Source organism: Actinomadura viridis (genome assembly GCF_015751755.1).
In the GTDB taxonomy this organism is placed as follows: Bacteria; Actinomycetota; Actinomycetes; order Streptosporangiales; family Streptosporangiaceae; genus Spirillospora; species Spirillospora viridis.
The window spans coordinates 6,116,745-6,133,283 of the sequence record NZ_JADOUA010000001.1 but is presented as its reverse complement, the minus strand read 5'-3'; the positions used below and the strand labels follow the sequence as shown (position 1 = coordinate 6,133,283).

At 72.0% G+C, this 16,539-nt stretch carries 14 protein-coding genes; 11 read left to right on the top strand and 3 right to left on the bottom strand.

Features of this window, described 5'->3' with window-relative positions; genetic code table 11:
- Positions 1-20: 20 nt before the first annotated feature.
- From tig to clpX, 4 genes are all read left to right on the top strand, one after another.
- Positions 21-1,508 (top strand): trigger factor, encoded by a 1,488-nt coding sequence (tig, locus tag IW256_RS27755; RefSeq protein WP_197013748.1) that lies wholly within the window; start codon positions 21-23, stop codon positions 1,506-1,508.
- Between the two features lie 262 nt (positions 1,509-1,770).
- Positions 1,771-2,403, top strand: coding sequence for a ClpP family protease (locus IW256_RS27750; RefSeq protein ID WP_231405283.1), 633 nt, complete (start codon positions 1,771-1,773; stop codon positions 2,401-2,403).
- 98 nt (positions 2,404-2,501) lie between these two features.
- On the top strand, positions 2,502-3,128 hold the full coding sequence (locus IW256_RS27745) for an ATP-dependent Clp protease proteolytic subunit (RefSeq protein WP_197016605.1): 627 nt from the start codon (positions 2,502-2,504) through the stop codon (positions 3,126-3,128).
- A gap of 161 nt (positions 3,129-3,289) precedes the next feature.
- A complete protein-coding gene (gene clpX / locus IW256_RS27740) occupies positions 3,290-4,564 on the top strand; it encodes an ATP-dependent Clp protease ATP-binding subunit ClpX (protein WP_197013747.1) in 1,275 nt (424 codons plus the stop codon).
- A 153-nt stretch (positions 4,565-4,717) separates the two neighbouring features.
- On the opposite strand, the gene IW256_RS27735 is transcribed toward clpX, so the two are convergent.
- The 3 genes from IW256_RS27735 to IW256_RS27725 form a co-directional block, all read right to left on the bottom strand.
- Positions 4,718-5,386 (bottom strand): response regulator transcription factor, encoded by a 669-nt coding sequence (locus IW256_RS27735; protein ID WP_197013746.1) that lies wholly within the window; start codon positions 5,384-5,386, stop codon positions 4,718-4,720.
- Positions 5,383-6,171, bottom strand: coding sequence for a sensor histidine kinase (locus tag IW256_RS27730; protein ID WP_197013745.1), 789 nt, complete (start codon positions 6,169-6,171; stop codon positions 5,383-5,385). The genes IW256_RS27735 and IW256_RS27730 overlap by 4 nt, the downstream gene beginning before the upstream one ends.
- 223 nt (positions 6,172-6,394) lie before the next feature.
- The gene (locus IW256_RS27725) at positions 6,395-7,102 is read right to left on the bottom strand and encodes a hypothetical protein (protein WP_197013744.1); all 708 of its coding nucleotides are present in this window, start codon (positions 7,100-7,102) and stop codon (positions 6,395-6,397) included.
- Between the two features lie 142 nt (positions 7,103-7,244).
- On the opposite strand from IW256_RS27725, the gene IW256_RS27720 reads away from it, so the two are divergent.
- The 7 genes from IW256_RS27720 to IW256_RS27690 all read left to right on the top strand — a co-directional run bounded on the left by IW256_RS27720 (position 7,245) and on the right by IW256_RS27690 (position 16,526).
- Positions 7,245-9,878 (top strand): valine--tRNA ligase, encoded by a 2,634-nt coding sequence (locus tag IW256_RS27720; protein ID WP_197013743.1) that lies wholly within the window; start codon positions 7,245-7,247, stop codon positions 9,876-9,878.
- A 206-nt stretch (positions 9,879-10,084) separates the two neighbouring features.
- Complete coding sequence (locus IW256_RS27715) at positions 10,085-11,335, top strand: hypothetical protein (RefSeq protein WP_197013742.1); 1,251 nt, start codon at positions 10,085-10,087, stop codon at positions 11,333-11,335.
- Between the two features lie 157 nt (positions 11,336-11,492).
- The gene (locus tag IW256_RS27710) at positions 11,493-12,911 is read left to right on the top strand and encodes a bifunctional folylpolyglutamate synthase/dihydrofolate synthase (protein ID WP_197013741.1); all 1,419 of its coding nucleotides are present in this window, start codon (positions 11,493-11,495) and stop codon (positions 12,909-12,911) included.
- 28 nt (positions 12,912-12,939) lie between these two features.
- Positions 12,940-13,302, top strand: coding sequence for a DUF4233 domain-containing protein (locus IW256_RS27705; protein ID WP_197013740.1), 363 nt, complete (start codon positions 12,940-12,942; stop codon positions 13,300-13,302).
- Positions 13,303-13,404: 102 nt separating this feature from the next.
- Positions 13,405-14,790 (top strand): MFS transporter, encoded by a 1,386-nt coding sequence (locus IW256_RS27700; protein ID WP_197013739.1) that lies wholly within the window; start codon positions 13,405-13,407, stop codon positions 14,788-14,790.
- Positions 14,791-14,880: 90 nt separating this feature from the next.
- The gene (ndk, locus tag IW256_RS27695) at positions 14,881-15,291 is read left to right on the top strand and encodes a nucleoside-diphosphate kinase (protein ID WP_197013738.1); all 411 of its coding nucleotides are present in this window, start codon (positions 14,881-14,883) and stop codon (positions 15,289-15,291) included.
- A 200-nt stretch (positions 15,292-15,491) separates the two neighbouring features.
- Positions 15,492-16,526 carry a rod shape-determining protein gene (locus IW256_RS27690; protein ID WP_197013737.1) on the top strand — a complete coding sequence of 345 codons (1,035 nt, stop codon included), beginning with the start codon at positions 15,492-15,494 and terminating at the stop codon, positions 16,524-16,526.
- Positions 16,527-16,539: the final 13 nt, after the last annotated feature.

Sequence of the window (16,539 nt, the reverse complement as noted above, 5' to 3'; positions counted from 1 at the left end):
GATCAAGGAGACCAACCCCAGTGAAGACCGATGTCGAGGAGCTGACCCCCACGCGGGTCAAGCTCACCGTCGAGGTTCCGTTCGACGAGCTCAAGCCGAACCTCGACAAGGCGTACAAGGAGATCTCGCAGCAGGTGCGGATCAAGGGCTTCCGGCCCGGCAAGGTCCCCGCCCCGCTGATCGACAAGTACGTCGGCCGGGGTGCGGTCCTGCAGGAGGCGGTCAACGACGCGCTTCCCGAGCTGTACGGCCGTGCCGTCGAGGAGTCGGAGATCTTCGTCCTCGGCCAGCCCGAGGTGGAGGTGACCGAGCTCGACGACGGCAACCAGTTCGCCTTCACCGCCGAGGTCGACATCCGGCCCAAGTTCGAGGTGCCCGAGTACGACGGCCTCGAGGTCACGGTCGAGGACGCCGTCGTCGACGACGAGCAGGTCGAGGAGACCATCGGCAACCTGCGCGAGCGGTTCGCCTCGCTGACCGCCGCCGACCGGCCGATCCAGGAGGGCGACTTCGCCACCATCGACCTGGTCGCCAAGATCGACGGCGAGGACGTCGAGGACGCCTCCACCAGCGGCTACTCCTACGAGGTCGGCAGCAAGTCGGCCATCGAGGGCCTGGACGAGGCGCTGGTGGGCCTGTCGGCCGAGGAGAGCGCGACCTTCACCAGCACCCTGGTCGGCGGCGAGCGCGCCGGCGAGGAGGCCGAGATCACCGTCACCGCGCAGAGCGTCAAGGTGAAGAACCTGCCGGAGATGGACGACGACTTCGCCCAGATGGCCAGCGAGTTCGACACCATCGAGGAGCTGCGCGAGGACGTCCGCACCCGGCTGGGCCGGCAGGTCCGCCTGCAGCAGCTCTCCGACGCGCGCGACAAGGCGCTGGAGGCGCTGCTGGAGAAGGTCGACATCCCGCTGCCGGACAAGGTGGTGGACGAGGAGATCCAGCGCCGCAACCAGCAGCTGGAGCAGCAGCTCCAGATGGCCGGGATGACCAAGGCCGACTACCTCAAGGACGAGGAGAAGACCGAGGAGGAGTTCGACACCGAGGTCGCCGACGCGGCCCGGCAGGCGGTCAAGGGCGGCTTCGTGCTCGACCAGCTCGCCGTCCAGGAGGAGCTCGGCGTCGAGAACGAGGAGCTCAGCGAGTACGTCGTCACCCAGGCGATGCAGATGGGCGTGCAGCCGCAGCAGCTCGCCGAGTACCTCACCGAGAACAACCAGCTCCCGGCGATCGTCTCCGAGGTGCTGCGCAGCAAGGCGCTCAACCTCCTGGTCGAGCACGTCACGGTCAAGGACGAGTCCGGCAACGAGATCGACGTCGAGGCCGTCCGCCGCGAGCTGAGCGGCGAGACCGTCCAGGCCGAGACCGAGACCGAGGACGAGGCCGAGACCGCCGAGACCGCCGAGACCGAGGCCCCGGCTTCCGAGGCTTCCGAGGAGGCCGCGGCCCCCGAGGAGGCCGAGGCCGCCAAGGGCAAGTCCGAGGAGAACACCTCCAAGGACGCCTGAGCCGAAGCCGAGCGTGCGCCCGGACGCCGTTCCCGAGGATCCCGCGTCCCCTGCGGGGCGGGATCCCGCCGCGCGCCACGCCGTTCACAGGAAACGCCCCCTGCCCGCCTTCCGGGCACGGGGCGTTTCCCGTCCCATGGGATCGCCATGCGCGGGTACGCCCCCAGCGAAAAGCAGGCCCTGGGGGCTTAACCGGCCCCTGGGGCGCGTTAATGTCCAATCATCCGAACCGATAAAAGGACCGGAGGAACACCCGGTGAGCATGCCTCCGACTTTCGACGAGTCGTCACGGATCCAGGCGCGGGTCGCCGAGGCGCCCCTGCTGCCTCTGGGCGACCAGCTCTTCCAGCGGCTGCTGCGCGAGCGGATCGTCTTCCTCGGCCAGCAGGTCGACGATGACATCGCCAACCGCATCTGCGCCGAGCTGCTGCTGCTGTCCGCCGAGGACGGCCGCCGCGACATCACCCTCTACATCAACTCGCCCGGCGGCTCGGTGACCGCCGGCATGGCGATCTACGACATCATGCAGTACGTGCCCAACGACGTGGTGACCGTCGGCATGGGCCTGGCCGCCTCGATGGGCCAGTTCCTGCTGTGCGCCGGCGCGGCGGGCAAGCGCTACGCGCTGCCGCACGCCCGCATCATGATGCATCAGCCGTCCGGCGGCATCGGCGGCACCGCCTCCGACATCAAGATCCAGGCCGAGCAGATGCTGTACGTCAAGAAGACGCTCGCCGAGAAGATCGCCATTCACACCGGGCAGCCGCTCGACCAGATCGAGCGCGACTCCGACCGCGACCGCTGGTTCACCGCCGACGAGGCCCGGGACTACGGTTTCGTCGACCACGTGGTGCTCAGCGCCAACCAGGTGCCCTCCGAGGGCCCCGTCTCCTGACGACCTCAATTTCCTATCGGAGGCATACAGTGAGCGATCTGATCCGACCCGGTTTCAGTGAACTGGCCCGGCCCGGCGTGCACGCGGGCGGTTCCCCGATGCCGATCGACAACCGCTACATCATTCCCTCCTTCGTCGAGCGCACCACGTACGGGGTCAAGGAGATGAACCCGTACAACAAGCTCTTCGAGGAGCGGATCATCTTCCTCGGTGTGCAGATCGACGACGCGTCCGCCAACGACGTGATGGCCCAGCTGATCACGCTGGAGTCGATCGACCCCGACCGCGACATCAGCATCTACATCAACTCGCCCGGCGGCTCGTTCACCGCGATGACGGCGATCTACGACACGATGCAGTTCGTCAAGCCCGAGATCCAGACCGTCTGCATCGGCCAGGCCGCCTCGGCCGCCGCGGTGCTCCTGGCGGCCGGTTCCCCCGGCAAGCGGGCCGCGCTGCCCAACTCGCGGGTGTTCATCCACCAGCCCGCCACCGAGGGCAGCTACGGGCAGGCCAGCGACATCGAGATCCAGGCGCGCGAGATCATGCGGATCCGCGAGCTGCTTGAGGACATCCTGGCCCGCCACAGCGGCAAGAGCATCGAAGAGGTGCGGCGCGACATCGAGCGCGACAAGATCCTGACCGCGGCCGAGGCCAAGGAGTACGGTCTGATCGACGATGTCTTCGCCAGCAGGAAGCGCAAGGCCGAGGTAGTGTCGTCCTGAGACGGCACACGGACCTGGGAGACCCTCAGCCCGGTCGTCGTACTACCGGGCGAGGGGCTTACCTAGTCCGTTGGAGGCGGTAACGTCGAAAGCCTTCGGGACGCAACCGAGCTGCGCCGCATCCTCCAAGGCGGGCGGCCCCACGAAAAGGAGACAGTTGGGTGGCACGCATCGGCGACGGTGGTGACCTGCTCAAGTGCTCGTTCTGCGGAAAGAGTCAGAAGCAGGTCAAGAAGCTCATCGCGGGTCCGGGCGTGTACATCTGCGACGAGTGCATCGATCTCTGTAACGAGATCATCGAGGAGGAGCTCTCCGAGACCTCCGACCTCAAGTGGGACAGCCTGCCCAAGCCGCGGGAGATCTACGAGTTCCTGGACTCCTACGTCATCGGGCAGGAGACGGCGAAGAAGGCACTGTCCGTCGCCGTCTACAACCACTACAAGCGCATCCAGTCCGGTGACGGCGGGCGGGACGACGCGGTCGAGCTGGCCAAGTCGAACATCCTGCTGCTGGGTCCCACCGGATCGGGTAAGACGCTGCTCGCGCAGACGCTCGCCAAGCTTCTCAACGTCCCGTTCGCGATCGCGGACGCGACGGCGCTGACGGAGGCGGGGTACGTCGGTGAGGATGTCGAGAACATCCTGCTCAAGCTGATCCAGGCGGCCGACTACGACGTCAAGAAGGCCGAGACCGGGATCATCTACATCGACGAGGTGGACAAGATCGCTCGCAAGAGCGAGAACCCCTCGATCACGCGGGACGTCTCGGGGGAGGGCGTCCAGCAGGCCCTGCTGAAGATCCTGGAGGGCACCACGGCGAGCGTTCCGCCGCAGGGCGGCCGCAAGCACCCGCACCAGGAGTTCATCCAGATCGACACCACCAACGTGCTGTTCATCTGCGGTGGTGCCTTCGCCGGGCTGGAGAAGATCGTCGAGTCCCGGGTCGGCAAGCAGGGCATGGGATTCGGCGCGGTGATCCGCTCCAAGGCCGACTTCGACGAGGCGTCGGCCTTCCTGGGCGACGTGATGCCCGAGGACCTGCTGAAGTTCGGCATGATCCCCGAGTTCATCGGCCGGCTTCCGGTGATCACCAGCGTGCACAACCTGGACCGGGAAGCCCTGATCAACATCCTGACCGAGCCGAAGAACGCCCTGGTACGCCAGTACCACCGGCTGCTGGAGCTGGACGGGGTCGACCTGGAGTTCAGCGACGACGCCCTGGAGGCGATCGCCGACCAGGCCATCCTGCGCGGCACCGGCGCCCGCGGGCTGCGCGCCATCATGGAGGAGGTCCTCCAGTCGGTGATGTACGAGGTGCCGAGCCGGCAGGACGTCGCCCGGGTCGTCATCACCCGCGAGGCCGTCCTGTCCCATGTCAACCCGACGCTGGTCCCGCGCGAGCGGACCAAGCGCGAACCCCGCGAGAAGTCGGCCTGATCCGCCGGCCCACGCACTGACCGGCCCCTAGAAGATCACCGGAACGCCCCTCCCCGGAGGGGTGTTCCGCGTTCCCGGGCCCTGCGCGGGGCGGCCCCGCTCGGCCCCGCTCAGGGCGGCTCGGCTCAGGGGCGGCTCGGCCGGTGGGGCCGCTCAGCGGGCGGTGTCGCGGGCCGTGTCGCCGAGACCGGCCTCGCGGGCCAGCACGATGGCCTGCGCCCGGTCGGCGACGTGCAGCTTCATGAAGATGTTGCTCACGTGGTTGCGGACGGTCTTGGGACTGAGGAAGAGCGTCGCGGCGATCTCCTGGTTGCCGCGGCCCTGCGCGATCAGCTCCAGCACCTCCCGCTCCCGCTCGGTCAGCTGCGGGAACGCGGTCTGCCGCGGGTCGGGCATGTCGGTGAAGTAGGCCAGCACCCGGCGGGCGATCTCGGGACCGTAGATCGCCTCGCCCGCCGCCACCGCCCGGACCGCGCGGGCGATCTCCTCGGCCCCCGACTCCTTGAGCAGGTAGCCGCGGGCGCCGGCGCGCATGGCCGCGAAGACCGAGTCGTCGTCCCGGAACATCGTCAGGACCAGCACACCGATCCGCGGGCTGGTCCGGGTGATGGTCCGGGTCGCCTCGATGCCGTTGCCGCCCGGCATGTGCAGGTCCATCACCACCACGTCGGGCTGGAGCTCGGCGGCGAGCCGTACCGCGTCCGGCCCGCACTCGGCCTCGGCGACGACCTCCGCGCCCAGCGCCTCCAGCAGCCCGCGCAGGCCCTGCCGGAAGACCGGGTGGTCATCGGTGATGAGGACCCTGATGCCCTCCGCGCTCATGTCCGCTCGCCTTCGCCGGTGAAAGCCCGATGGTAGCCGGGCACCGCCAGCGGCAGGCGCGCCGAGACGACGGTGCCCGCTCCCGGCCGCGAGGTCACCGCGCAGCCGCCGCCCACCTCGGCCGCCCACTCGCGCATCCGGGCCAGCCCGCCGGTCCGGGGCGGGCCGGCGCCGCGCGGCGGCTCGGGCAGACCCACACCCGAGTCGGCGATCATGATGGTGAGGTCGTCGGCGTCCCGGGCGAGCTGGACCAGCAGGGCCCCCGCGGAGGCGTGCTTGCGGACGTTGGCCAGGGCCTCCTCGACGATGCGGTACGCGGCGACCTCCACCGCGGCCGGGAGGTCGGCGCGGTCGCCGTCGAACCGTACGTCCACCCGGTCGCAGCAGCCGTCGGCCAGCGCCTCGATCGCCGCCACCAGCCCCAGGTCGTCCAGCGCGGGCGGGCGCAGCCCGTGCGCCAGCTCGCGGATCTGGCCGACCGTGGTGGCCAGGCGGTCGCGCAGTTCCCCGAGGACCGGGCCGATCAGCTCCGGTTCACCGGCCAGGGTGAGGCGGGCGGCGTCCAGGGACATGGCCAGCCCGGCCAGGGTGGGGCCGAGCCCGTCGTGCAGGTCGTGGCGCAGCCGCCGCCGTTCCTCCTCGCGGGTGGCCAGGATCCGTTCCCGGGAGCGTTGCAGGTCCGCGGTGAGCCGGGCGAGGCGCGGGATGTGCGCCAGATGCGCCGCCATCGCGCCGGCGGCGAACGCTCCCGCCAGGCCGGCCGCGCGCACGGCAAGCGCTTTCATCCCGTCCTCCCTTCGATCCTCCCCAGCCTGCCCGGCGAGGCGACCCGGCGTCAGGTGACCTGAGTCCCGGCCGGGACGGGAACCGGGGGAGAGGACCTGGGGGGACGTTCTGAGGCGTGCCGGAGGGCGCCCCCAGGCCGACGGCCGTGCGCCGTGAGGTCTGGGGACGCCGTCCAGCGGGCCGGACCGTTCCCGGGGTCATGCCTCGGAGCCGTCTCCGCGGTCAGTCCTCGATGTCGGCCCGCATCCTGCGCATGGTGTCGGCGACCGCGGTGTAGGTGTAGCTGCGGGCGGTGGACAGCGAGGTGGTGTCGGGCACCGGCATGATCGTGCCGAACGAGCTGCCGGTCGCCCAGGCGCAGATCGCGGTGGAGTAGGTCACCAGCGAGGACTGCCGGTTGCGGACGGAGCTGCACACGGCCTTCCCGTCACCGCCGGCGTCCGAGATCGGAATCGTGATCGTCGAGACGTTGCTGCTGGTCTCGGAGGTCACGCTGCTGCGGAACCGGGTGTAGAGGTCGTCCGGGTCGAACTCGCCGGTGCCGCCCACGAACAGGTACTTCTCCGAGCCCACGCCGTACACCGCGGTCTTGACGTCGGTGATCTGGTAGCCGGTGGCGCGGCGGATGATCGAGCGCTGGGAGTTGATCTGCGAGGAGATCCGGCTCTCGGTCGAGTAGTCCCGGCTCATGCCTCCCGCGCTGGGCGGGGTGTCGATCGAGTGCTTGCTCGTCGCCCCGATGACCACCACGACCACCACGACGAGCACGGTGAGCACCAGCCCGATACCGATGATCAGCCCGATGATCAGGCCCGCCCCGGAGGAGCGGCGGGGCGGGGGCGGGGCGTAGGGCGCGGGTCCGGGCGGGCCGTAGTACGGGCCGCCCGGCGGCGGGCCACCGGGCGCGGGCGGGGGGTTCCAACCGCTCATGTCGTTCCGACTCCTTGTCGCGGCCGGGCGGGCGGGTCAGGGGCGGCCCGTCCGGCGAGGTTCCCAATCATTGTCCTGATCGCTTGGACGCATCCGGGCGTCGGGGCGTTCTACCTTTTCGGGGCCCGTAGAATCTGGCCCCGTGACAACGCCCAGCCATGAGCGCGGCCCGGGGGCCGCCGACGTCGATCTGCCCACCCAGTACCAGCCGGCGAACGTCGAGGGCAGGCTCTACGAACGCTGGGTAGAGTCCGGCCACTTCACCGCCGACCCCGGCCGGAGGCCGGATGCGCCCGCCTATTCCATCGTGATCCCGCCCCCGAACGTGACAGGTTCGCTGCACATGGGGCACGCGCTGGACCACTCGATCCAGGACACGCTGATCCGGCGCCGCCGCATGCAGGGGTACGAGGCCCTGTGGGTGCCGGGCATGGACCACGCCGGCATCGCCACCCAGAACGTGGTGGAGCGCGAGCTGGCCAAGGAGGGCCGTTCCCGGCACGACCTGGGCCGGGAGGCGTTCGTCGACCGGGTCTGGAAGTGGAAGGGCGAGTCCGGTGGCCGCATCCTCGGCCAGATGCGCCGGCTCGGCGACAGCGTGGACTGGACGCGCGAGGCGTTCACCATGGACGACCGGCGCGCCCGCGCGGTCCGCACGATCTTCAAGCGGCTGTTCGACGACGGACTGATCTACCGCGCCGAGCGGATCATCAACTGGTGCCCGCGCTGCCTGACGGCGCTGTCGGACATCGAGGTGGAGCACGACGAGCGCGAGGGGGAGCTGGTCTCCATCCGCTACGGCTCCGGCGACGACGCGATCGTGGTGGCCACCACCCGGGCCGAGACGATGCTGGGCGACACCGCGGTCGCCGTGCACCCCGACGACGAGCGGTACGCGCACATGGTCGGCCGCGAGATCGAGCTGCCGCTGACCGGCCGCCGCATCCCGGTGGTGGCCGACGCGCACGTGGACCCCGCGTTCGGGACCGGCGCGGTGAAGGTCACCCCGGCGCACGACCCCAACGACTTCGAGATCGGCCGCCGGCACGGCCTGCCGATCATGACGATCATGGACGAGCGGGGCGTCGTCACCGCGCACGGCCCGTTCGAGGGTCTGGACCGCTTCGAGGCGCGGCCCGCGGTCGTGGCCGCGCTGCGCGAGCAGGGCCGCATCGTCAAGGAGGTCCGCCCGTACGAGCACGCGGTCGGCCACTGCCAGCGCTGCTCCACCGTGGTCGAGCCGCGCGTCTCGCTGCAGTGGTTCGTCAAGGTCGCGCCGCTGGCCGAGGCGGCCGGCGACGCCGTCCGCGACGGCCGGGTCGCGATCCACCCGCCCGAGATGGCGGCCCGCTACTTCGAGTGGGTCGACAACATGCACGACTGGTGCATCAGCCGCCAGCTGTGGTGGGGGCACCGCATCCCGGTCTGGTACGGGCCGGACGGCGAGGTGGTGTGCCCGGGCCCGGACGAGGAGCCGCCGGCCGGCTGGACCCAGGACACCGACGTCCTCGACACCTGGTTCTCCTCCGCGCTGTGGCCGTTCTCCACGCTCGGCTGGCCCGACGAGACCGCCGACCTGCGGCGCTTCTACCCGACCTCGGTGCTGGTCACCGGGTACGACATCCTGTTCTTCTGGGTCGCCCGGATGATGATGTTCGGGCTGTACGCGATGGACGGCGTCGAGCCGTTCAAGGTCATCGCGCTGCACGGCATGGTCCGCGACCAGTTCGGCAAGAAGATGTCCAAGTCGTTCGGCAACGTGGTCGACCCGCTGGAATGGATCGACCGCTACGGCGCCGACGCCACCCGGTTCACCCTGCTGCGCGGCGCCAACCCCGGCGGCGACGTCCCGGTGGCCGAGGAGTGGGCGCAGGGATCGCGCAACTTCTGCAACAAGCTGTGGAACGCCACCCGCTTCGCGCTGATGAACGGCGCGCACGTGCGCGGCGACCTGCCGGACGCCGCCGACCTCACCACCGTCGACGCCTGGATCCTGTCCCGGCTGCACCGGGTCGCCGCCGAGGTTGACGCGCGGCTGGAGGGGTTCGACTTCGCCAAGGCGTGCGAGACCCTCTACCACTTCGCGTGGGACGAGGTGTGCGACTGGTACGTGGAGCTGGCCAAGGTCCAGCTGGCCGACGAGCGGGCCGGGACGACCCGGCGCGTCCTGGGCGAGGTGCTGGACACGCTGCTCCGGCTGCTGCACCCGGTGATCCCGTTCGTCACCGAGGAGCTGTGGACGTCGCTGCGGGGCGGCGCCGCCGGCGAGACGCTGGTCACGGCGAGCTGGCCGGTGGCCGACCCGGCCCGGCACGCCCCCGAGGCCGAGGCCCTGGTGGAGTCGCTGCAGCGGATGGTCACCGAGGTGCGGCGGTTCCGCAGCGACCAGGGGCTGAAGCCGGGGCAGCGGGTCGCCGCCGCGATCGACTTCGCCGGGTCGCCGCTGGCCGCCCACGAGGAGGGCGTCCGGACGCTGCTGCGCCTGACCGAGCCGGGCGAGGGGTTCTCCGCCACGGCGTCGCTGCCGGTGGAGGGCGTGACCGTCCGTCTCGACACGGCCGGGGTCATCGACGTGGCGGCCGAGCGCAAGCGGCTGGAGAAGGACCTGGCCGCCGCCCGCAAGGACGCCGACCAGGCCCGGCGGAAGCTGGCGAACGAGTCGTTCATGGCCAAGGCGCCCGAGGCCGTCGTCGCCAAGAACCGTGACCGCCTCAGCCAGTCCGAGGCCGACATCGAGCGTCTGGAGTCCCAGCTGGCGGCGCTTCCCAGCGCCTAGCAGGCCGATCCCCCCGGCTCCCGGGCCGGGGGGATCGCCCGAACCCGCCGGCTTCCGGGCCGGGGGGATCGCCCGAACCCGCCGGCTTCCGGGCCGGGGGGATCGCCTGAACCCGCCGCGCGCGGCACGTCGCGAAGCTACGATCACAGTTCCGTGGGAAATAAGCGTTCGGGAGCGCAATGACTGAATCGCCCCCTCGGTCCGATATGCCACATGATGATCTGAAGATCCCGCAGCTCATCCCCCAGAGGGCGGACGAGGCCGACGCGCTCGCGGGACCGCCCGCGGCCGTGTCCGAGCCGTTGGTCATCCCCCCGGCGCCGCTGCCGGTGGCCCCCTGGTGGGCCTCGTCCACGCCCGACCCCACACCGCCCGAGTCGGTGACCAACCCTCCGCCCCCTCCGGCCACCCTCGCCGACCCCGTTCCGGTCGACGCTCTGGTGCCGGAGCCGCCCGCCGGGCCCGCAGGCGGGTTCGCCGGGCCCGTCGCCGTCGCCGCGCCGCCGCAGGTGTCCGAGCCCTTGGCCACCGCTCCCGCGGCAGCCCCTCCTCAGGAGCCCTCACAGGCCCTTGACGCCCTGGTCGCGGCCCCGCCCGCACCCGAGGCCCCGGTCATCGCGGTCGAGCCTCTCCAGGCTCCGGAGCCCGTCGCGGACGTCCCCCTCGTACCGCCTCCCGCCCCCGAGCCTCCGCCGGCGCCGCCCGCGGCGCCGGAGACGCTGGTGGACCGGATCCTGTCGACAGGGCCGCAGCCGGCCGTCCAGGCCCCGCCGCCCGCCCGGCGGCCCGACGGACGCGAAGACCCGGCGGTACGTGACGCGCCGCCCCCGCTCGGGTCCCCGCCTCCGCCCCACGCGCCGGCCCGGGTACCCGCGCCGTCCTCGGCCCGCAGGCCCAGGTCCGCGCTGCTGGCCGGCCTCGCCGTCGGCGCGGGCGTGGCCGTGACGGCCCTCGCGGCGGTCCTGGTCGCGGTCTCGGGCAAGGAGGACGTCCCGGTGCGGACGGTCGCCGCGGCCGGTACGGCGGGCGGGCTGCGCAAGGACGCCGCCATGCCCGCCACCAGCGCCGCCTACCCGTTCATGCTGGGGGCGGCGCGGGCCGGCGGCGTCGAGCGGGCCGCCACCGCCGGCGGCGTCTACCGCGACCCCACGACCGGCGCGCAGGACATCCTGTTCCTCGGCGGCACGGCGCCGATCGGCGACCCCGTCGCCTTCCTCGCGAAGGCCCGCCCCAGCACGGCCCTGACGGTGACCAAGACCGCGCCGGGCAAGGGCGGGGGCAAGGTCTCCTGCGGGACGTTCGCGGTCCTGGCGCAGACCCACCTCTACTGCGCCTGGGCCACCGAGAACTCCTTCGGCTTCGTCGCCTCCAACGAGCCCGCCGGCACGGGGCAGCCCGCCGGTCTCGCCCCGCTGACCGACCGCATGCGAGCCGACCTGGAGAAACGCTCGTCCTGAACGCCCAGTGGAGTCGATCACCCGCTCGGTGCCGCGTGCGCCGGCCCGGCACCGGCCCGGCACCGGCCCGGCACAGCCCGGCCCCGGGCGGGTTCCGGGCCCCTGCCCGCCGGTGCCCCCGGCCCGGGGAGGGCCGGGCCGTGAGTACGCTGGGGGTGTGTCGCAACCCCGTCTGACCGAGTACGAGAACGTCGTCGCCGCGATCGGCGCCCGTGGCATCGAGTGGGAGTTCGACCCGACCCTCGACCGCATCCGTGACCTCATGGACGTGCTGGGCGACCCCCAGCGGGCGTACCCGGTGATCCACGTGGCGGGGACCAACGGGAAGACGAGCACCGTGCGTCTCATCGCCGCGCTGCTGAGGGAGCGCGGGCTGCGCGTCGGGGTGTTCACCAGCCCCCATCTGACCACGCTGCGCGAGCGGATCGACATCGACGGCGAGCCGATCGGCGAGGAGCGCTTCGTCGAGGTCTACGAGGACGTCCAGCCCTACCTCGGCCTGATCGACGACAAGCACGGGACCCGGCTGTCGTTCTTCGAGGTGCTCACGGCCATGGCGTTCGCGGCGTTCGCCGACGCGCCGGTGGACGTGGCGGTGGTGGAGACCGGGATGGGCGGCGCCTGGGACGCCACCAACGTCGCCGACGGCGCCGTCGCGGTGGTGACGCCGATCGGCCTCGACCACACCCGCTACCTCGGCGAGACGATCGAGGAGATCGCCGGCGAGAAGGCCGGGATCATCAAGCCGGGAGCGATCGCGGTGCTGGCCCAGCAGCAGGTGGCCGCGGCCGAGGTGCTGCTGCGCCGGGTCGCCGAGACCGGTGCCGCCGTGGCCCGTGAGGGCATCGAGTACGGGGTCCTGAGCCGCGACGTGGCGTTCGGCGGCCAGCAGTTGCGGATCCAGGGGCTGCACGGCGTCTACGACGAGATCTTCCTGCCCCTCTTCGGCGAGCACCACGCGAGCAACGCCGCGACCGCGCTCGCCGCGGTGGAGTCGTTCGCCAGCGGCGCGCCGACCAGGGGAGAGATCGACCTGGAGGCCGCCACCCGGATCGCCCCGGGGGAGACCTACACCGGCGGCGACGCCGGCCAGCTGGATCCCGCCCTGGTGCGCAGCGGGTTCGCCAAGTCGTCCTCGCCCGGGCGGCTGGAGGTGGTGCGCAGCGGCCCGACCGTGCTGCTGGACGCGGCGCACAATCCTGCCGGGATGGCCGCGACGGTCGCCACGGTCACCGAGTCGTTCGGCTTCACCCGCCTGGTGGGGGTGCTGGCCGTCGCCGCCGACAAGGACGTCGCGGGCGTCCTGGACCAGCTCGAGCCGGTGGTGGCCGAGCTGGTCGTCACCCGCAACTCCTCGTCCCGGTCGATGCCGGTCGAGGAGCTGGCCGAGCTGGCCGAGAGCGTCTTCGGCCCGGAGCGCGTGCACGCCGCCGCGCGCCTGGACGACGCCATCGACCGGGCGCTCGGCCTGGCCGAGGAGACCGGCGAGTACCGCGGCGCCGGCGTTCTGATCACCGGGTCCGTCGTCACCGTGGGCGATGCCCGTACCCTGCTGCGCGTGGAGGAGTCTCGATGAGCACGAGCCGGCGACCGGAGGCGAGGCGATGAGCCCGGAGGCGAGCGTGGCGGGGAGGCGTGCGCCCAACCCGGCCCGGCGGCTGCTGTCGACGGTGCTGGGGTGCGAGGCGGTCGTGATCGGGCTGGCGACGCCGGTCGCGATCGCGGTGCTGAAGGTGGACGGGGCCCTCGCGGGCCTGGTGTGCGGCGGGCTCGCCGTTCTCTGCGTGGTCGTGGCCGGGATGCTGCGCTTTCCGTGGGCCGTTCCGGTGGGCACCGTTCTGCAGGTTCTGATCATCGCGACCGGATTCATGGTGCCGACCATGTTCTTCCTCGGCGCCCTTTTCGGGTTGATGTGGGGAACGGCCATCTGGATGGGACGCAAGGCGCAGAGCGTGAGCGCGCGCTAAATTCGCGGGGACGGCATCGCCGTTCGTCCACCGAACTATTCCGGACATTTTTCTTTTATTGGGCAAAGTGTCGGTGGATGACGACCTCCGAAGGAGAGCGCCGTGTCCTGCCGATCCCTCATCTCCGTGGCGGGGGCCCTGCTGCTGGCGCTGACCGTGCCGCCGGCGGTGGCGCTGGTCCTGCCCGGCACGGGCCCGCACGTCCTGGCCGCCGCGGAGGCGGGCACGGTGGACGCCCGGGTCGCCGGAGCGGCGCTCGCCGCCGGCCTGGCCCTGCCCGCGCTGCTGGTCACCGTGCCCCTGGCCGCGGTCCTGTCCCGGCGGTTCCCGGCCCGCGCCGTGCTGCCGGCGGGCCTGGCGTGCCTGGCGGCGGGACTGATCGGCGTCCGGTTCGCCGGGACCGTCCCGCAGGTCGCGGCCGCGCGGCTCCTGCAGGGCGCCGGTGCGGGGATCATGCTTCCGGCGTCGCTGGTGCTGGTGTGGCAGCGCCGCAACCGGGTCCTGGCCGCCGTCTGGGCCGGTTCCCTGGTGGCGGGCCTGCTGGTCGCGACGCCCCTCGCGCTGCACGCCGCCACGCGGGCGGGTGACCGGGCCGCGGCGCCCTTCCTGTGGCCGGCCGCCGCGGCGCTGGTGGCGGCGCTGCTGTGCCTGGCCGGGCGGAACGAGCCGCTGCCCGCGTCCAAGCACGCCGAGCGGAGCCAGATCGTGCTGCCCGCCGCGCCCGCCGCGGGCCTGGCCTTCCTGGCGGTCGCGAGTTCCCACGACTGGTCCCCGGGCGCGCGGCTGCTGGTCGGCTGCGTCGCGCTGGCGGCGGCCCTGGGGCTGGCGCTGGCGGCGGCGCGGGACGCGGCGGTGGGCAGCCCGCTGAGCTGCGCGGTCGTCATGGTCACCGCCGGCCTGCTGACGTTCCCCCTGGCCGGGCCGCTGGCCGGGCCGGCGGCGGAGGGCGGCACCCTGCTCCCGTTCGGCGCGGGCGGGGCGGCGGCGCTGGCCGGCGCGCTGCTCGCCGCGGCCCTCCCGGGACGGGGCGCCCGCGCGGCGGTGCCGGCCGGGCACGCGCTGGTCCTCGCGGCGGCGCTGGTGGCCCTGCTCGTCCCGTTCCCGCCCCGGCCGCCGCTGCTGGCGGCGGTGCTGATCCCCTTGGGGCTCGGTGTCGGCCTGGCGCTCGCCGCGTCGCTGCGGGACGCGCGCGCCGGCGCGGCGCTGTTCGGCCTGGGAGTGTGCTTCCCCGCCGTGCTGGCCGGCCAGCTGATGGCGCTGTCGCTGCAGGCCGGCCGGTGGCAGCGGGTGGGGCCGGACACCGCCGGCGAGCGCCTGTCGGTGCTCGCCGGCGGCTACCGCCAGTGGCTCGTGCTGGCCTGCGCCCTCGCGGTCCTGCTGGCGGTGGCCGCGTGGCGCCCGGCGCGGCGCCCGCCGCGGCGACCCGCGCGGCGCGCGGCGGCGCCGTCCGATGGCGCTGAGGCGGTCTCCGCGGCCTCGGCCGGGTAAGCTTCGCGGCGCAGTGGTGCACGGCTCTCACGGCCAGGCCCCCGCGATGGGGCGCGCCCACCATCCATCTTTTCCTCAAGGAGAATCACCGTGTCCGAGCGCACTCTCGTCCTGGTCAAGCCCGACGGTGTCCGCCGCGGCGTCGTCGGGGACGTCATCTCCCGGATCGAGCGCAAGGGCCTGAAGATCGTGGCGCTGGACCTGCGGACGCTGCCGCGGGAGACCGCCGAGGCCCACTACGAGGAGCACGCCAGCAAGCCCTTCTTCGGTGAGTTGGTCGAGTTCATCACCGGCGGCCCGCTGGTGGCCATGGTGGTCGAGGGCCCGCGCGCGATCGAGGCGTTCCGCGCGCTGGCCGGCGCCACCGACCCGGTGAGCGCCGCCCCCGGGACCATCCGCGGCGACCACGCCCTGGAGATCGGCGAGAACATCGTGCACGGCTCCGACTCGACCTACTCGGCCGACCGTGAGATCAAGCTGTTCTTTCCCGACCTGGGCTAGTCGCGCTCGGCGGTGAGAGAGCCGGGGACACGCGGGCCGGATCTTCCGGCCCGCGTTCTCTTTCACCGAAAACCCACCTGGTCAACACCGGTTCTTTAGGCAACGCGCGGTGTTCGGGTGCCTGCCCTGCCCGGCTTCGTCGCGTTACGATGGGGGCGCCGCTCTGCACGCCCGTCAATCATGAAGGGCTCCCTTTCTTCATGGGTAACAAGCTGTCGTTCCTCGGCCGTGACATGGCGGTCGATCTTGGCACCGCCAACACGCTGGTCTATGTGCGCGGGCGCGGCATCGTCCTCAACGAGCCCTCGGTCGTGGCGATCAACCGTAATACGGGAAGAATCGTCGCGGTCGGCATCGAGGCGAAGCGGATGATCGGCCGCACCCCGGGCAACATCGTCGCCGTGCGCCCTCTCAAGGACGGGGTGATCGCCGACTTCGACGTGACCGAACGGATGCTGCGCTACTTCATCCAGAAGGTCCACAAGCGGCGGCACTTCGCCAAGCCGCGCGTCGTGGTGGCGGTGCCCAGCGGCATCACCGGGGTGGAGCAGCGCGCCGTCAAGGAGGCCGGCTACCAGGCCGGCGCCCGGCGCGTCTACATCATCGAGGAGCCCATGGCCGCCGCGATCGGCGCCGGTCTCCCGGTCTACGAGCCCACCGGCAACATGGTCGTCGACATCGGCGGCGGCACCACCGAGGTCGCGATCATCTCCCTCGGCGGCATCGTCACCAGCCAGTCGGTACGGGTCGGCGGCGACGAGCTCGACCAGGCGGTGATCTCCTTCTCCAAGAAGGAGTACTCGCTGATGCTCGGCGAGCGCACCGCCGAGGAGATCAAGATGGCGATCGGCTCGGCGTTCCCCGCCGGGGACGACGAGCCGCACGCCGAGATCCGCGGCCGCGACCTGGTCAGCGGGCTGCCGAAGACCGTGGTGATCTCCTCCGAGGAGGTGCGGCGGGCGATCGAGGAGCCGGTCAACGCCATCGTGGACGCGGTCAAGACCACCCTCGACAAGTGCCCGCCCGAGCTGTCCGGCGACATCATGGACCGCGGCATCGCCCTCACCGGCGGCGGCGCGCTGCTCAAGAACCTCGACGAGCGGCTGCGCGAGGAGACCGGCATGCCGATCCACCTCGTGGACAACCCGCTCGACTCGGTCGTGCTCGGCACGGGCAAGTGCGTCGAGGACTTCGAGTCGCTGCGGCAGGTGCTCGTTCCCGAGCGCAGGCACTGACCCCCCACCCACA

Bases quoted from the DNA above. Each gene is read 5' to 3' on its own strand.
- IW256_RS27705 (WP_197013740.1), top strand. From the start codon at position 12,940: ATGAGCCCGGAGGCGAGCGTGGCGGGGAGGCGTGCGCCCAACCCGGCC.
- IW256_RS27750 (WP_231405283.1), top strand. From the start codon at position 1,771: ATGCCTCCGACTTTCGACGAGTCGTCACGGATCCAGGCGCGGGTCGCC.
- IW256_RS27730 (WP_197013745.1), bottom strand. From the start codon at position 6,171: ATGAAAGCGCTTGCCGTGCGCGCGGCCGGCCTGGCGGGAGCGTTCGCC.
- IW256_RS27745 (WP_197016605.1), top strand. From the start codon at position 2,502: ATGCCGATCGACAACCGCTACATCATTCCCTCCTTCGTCGAGCGCACC.
- IW256_RS27715 (WP_197013742.1), top strand. From the start codon at position 10,085: ATGCCACATGATGATCTGAAGATCCCGCAGCTCATCCCCCAGAGGGCG.
- IW256_RS27690 (WP_197013737.1), top strand. From the start codon at position 15,492: ATGGGTAACAAGCTGTCGTTCCTCGGCCGTGACATGGCGGTCGATCTT.
- IW256_RS27725 (WP_197013744.1), bottom strand. From the start codon at position 7,102: ATGAGCGGTTGGAACCCCCCGCCCGCGCCCGGTGGCCCGCCGCCGGGC.
- IW256_RS27735 (WP_197013746.1), bottom strand. From the start codon at position 5,386: ATGAGCGCGGAGGGCATCAGGGTCCTCATCACCGATGACCACCCGGTC.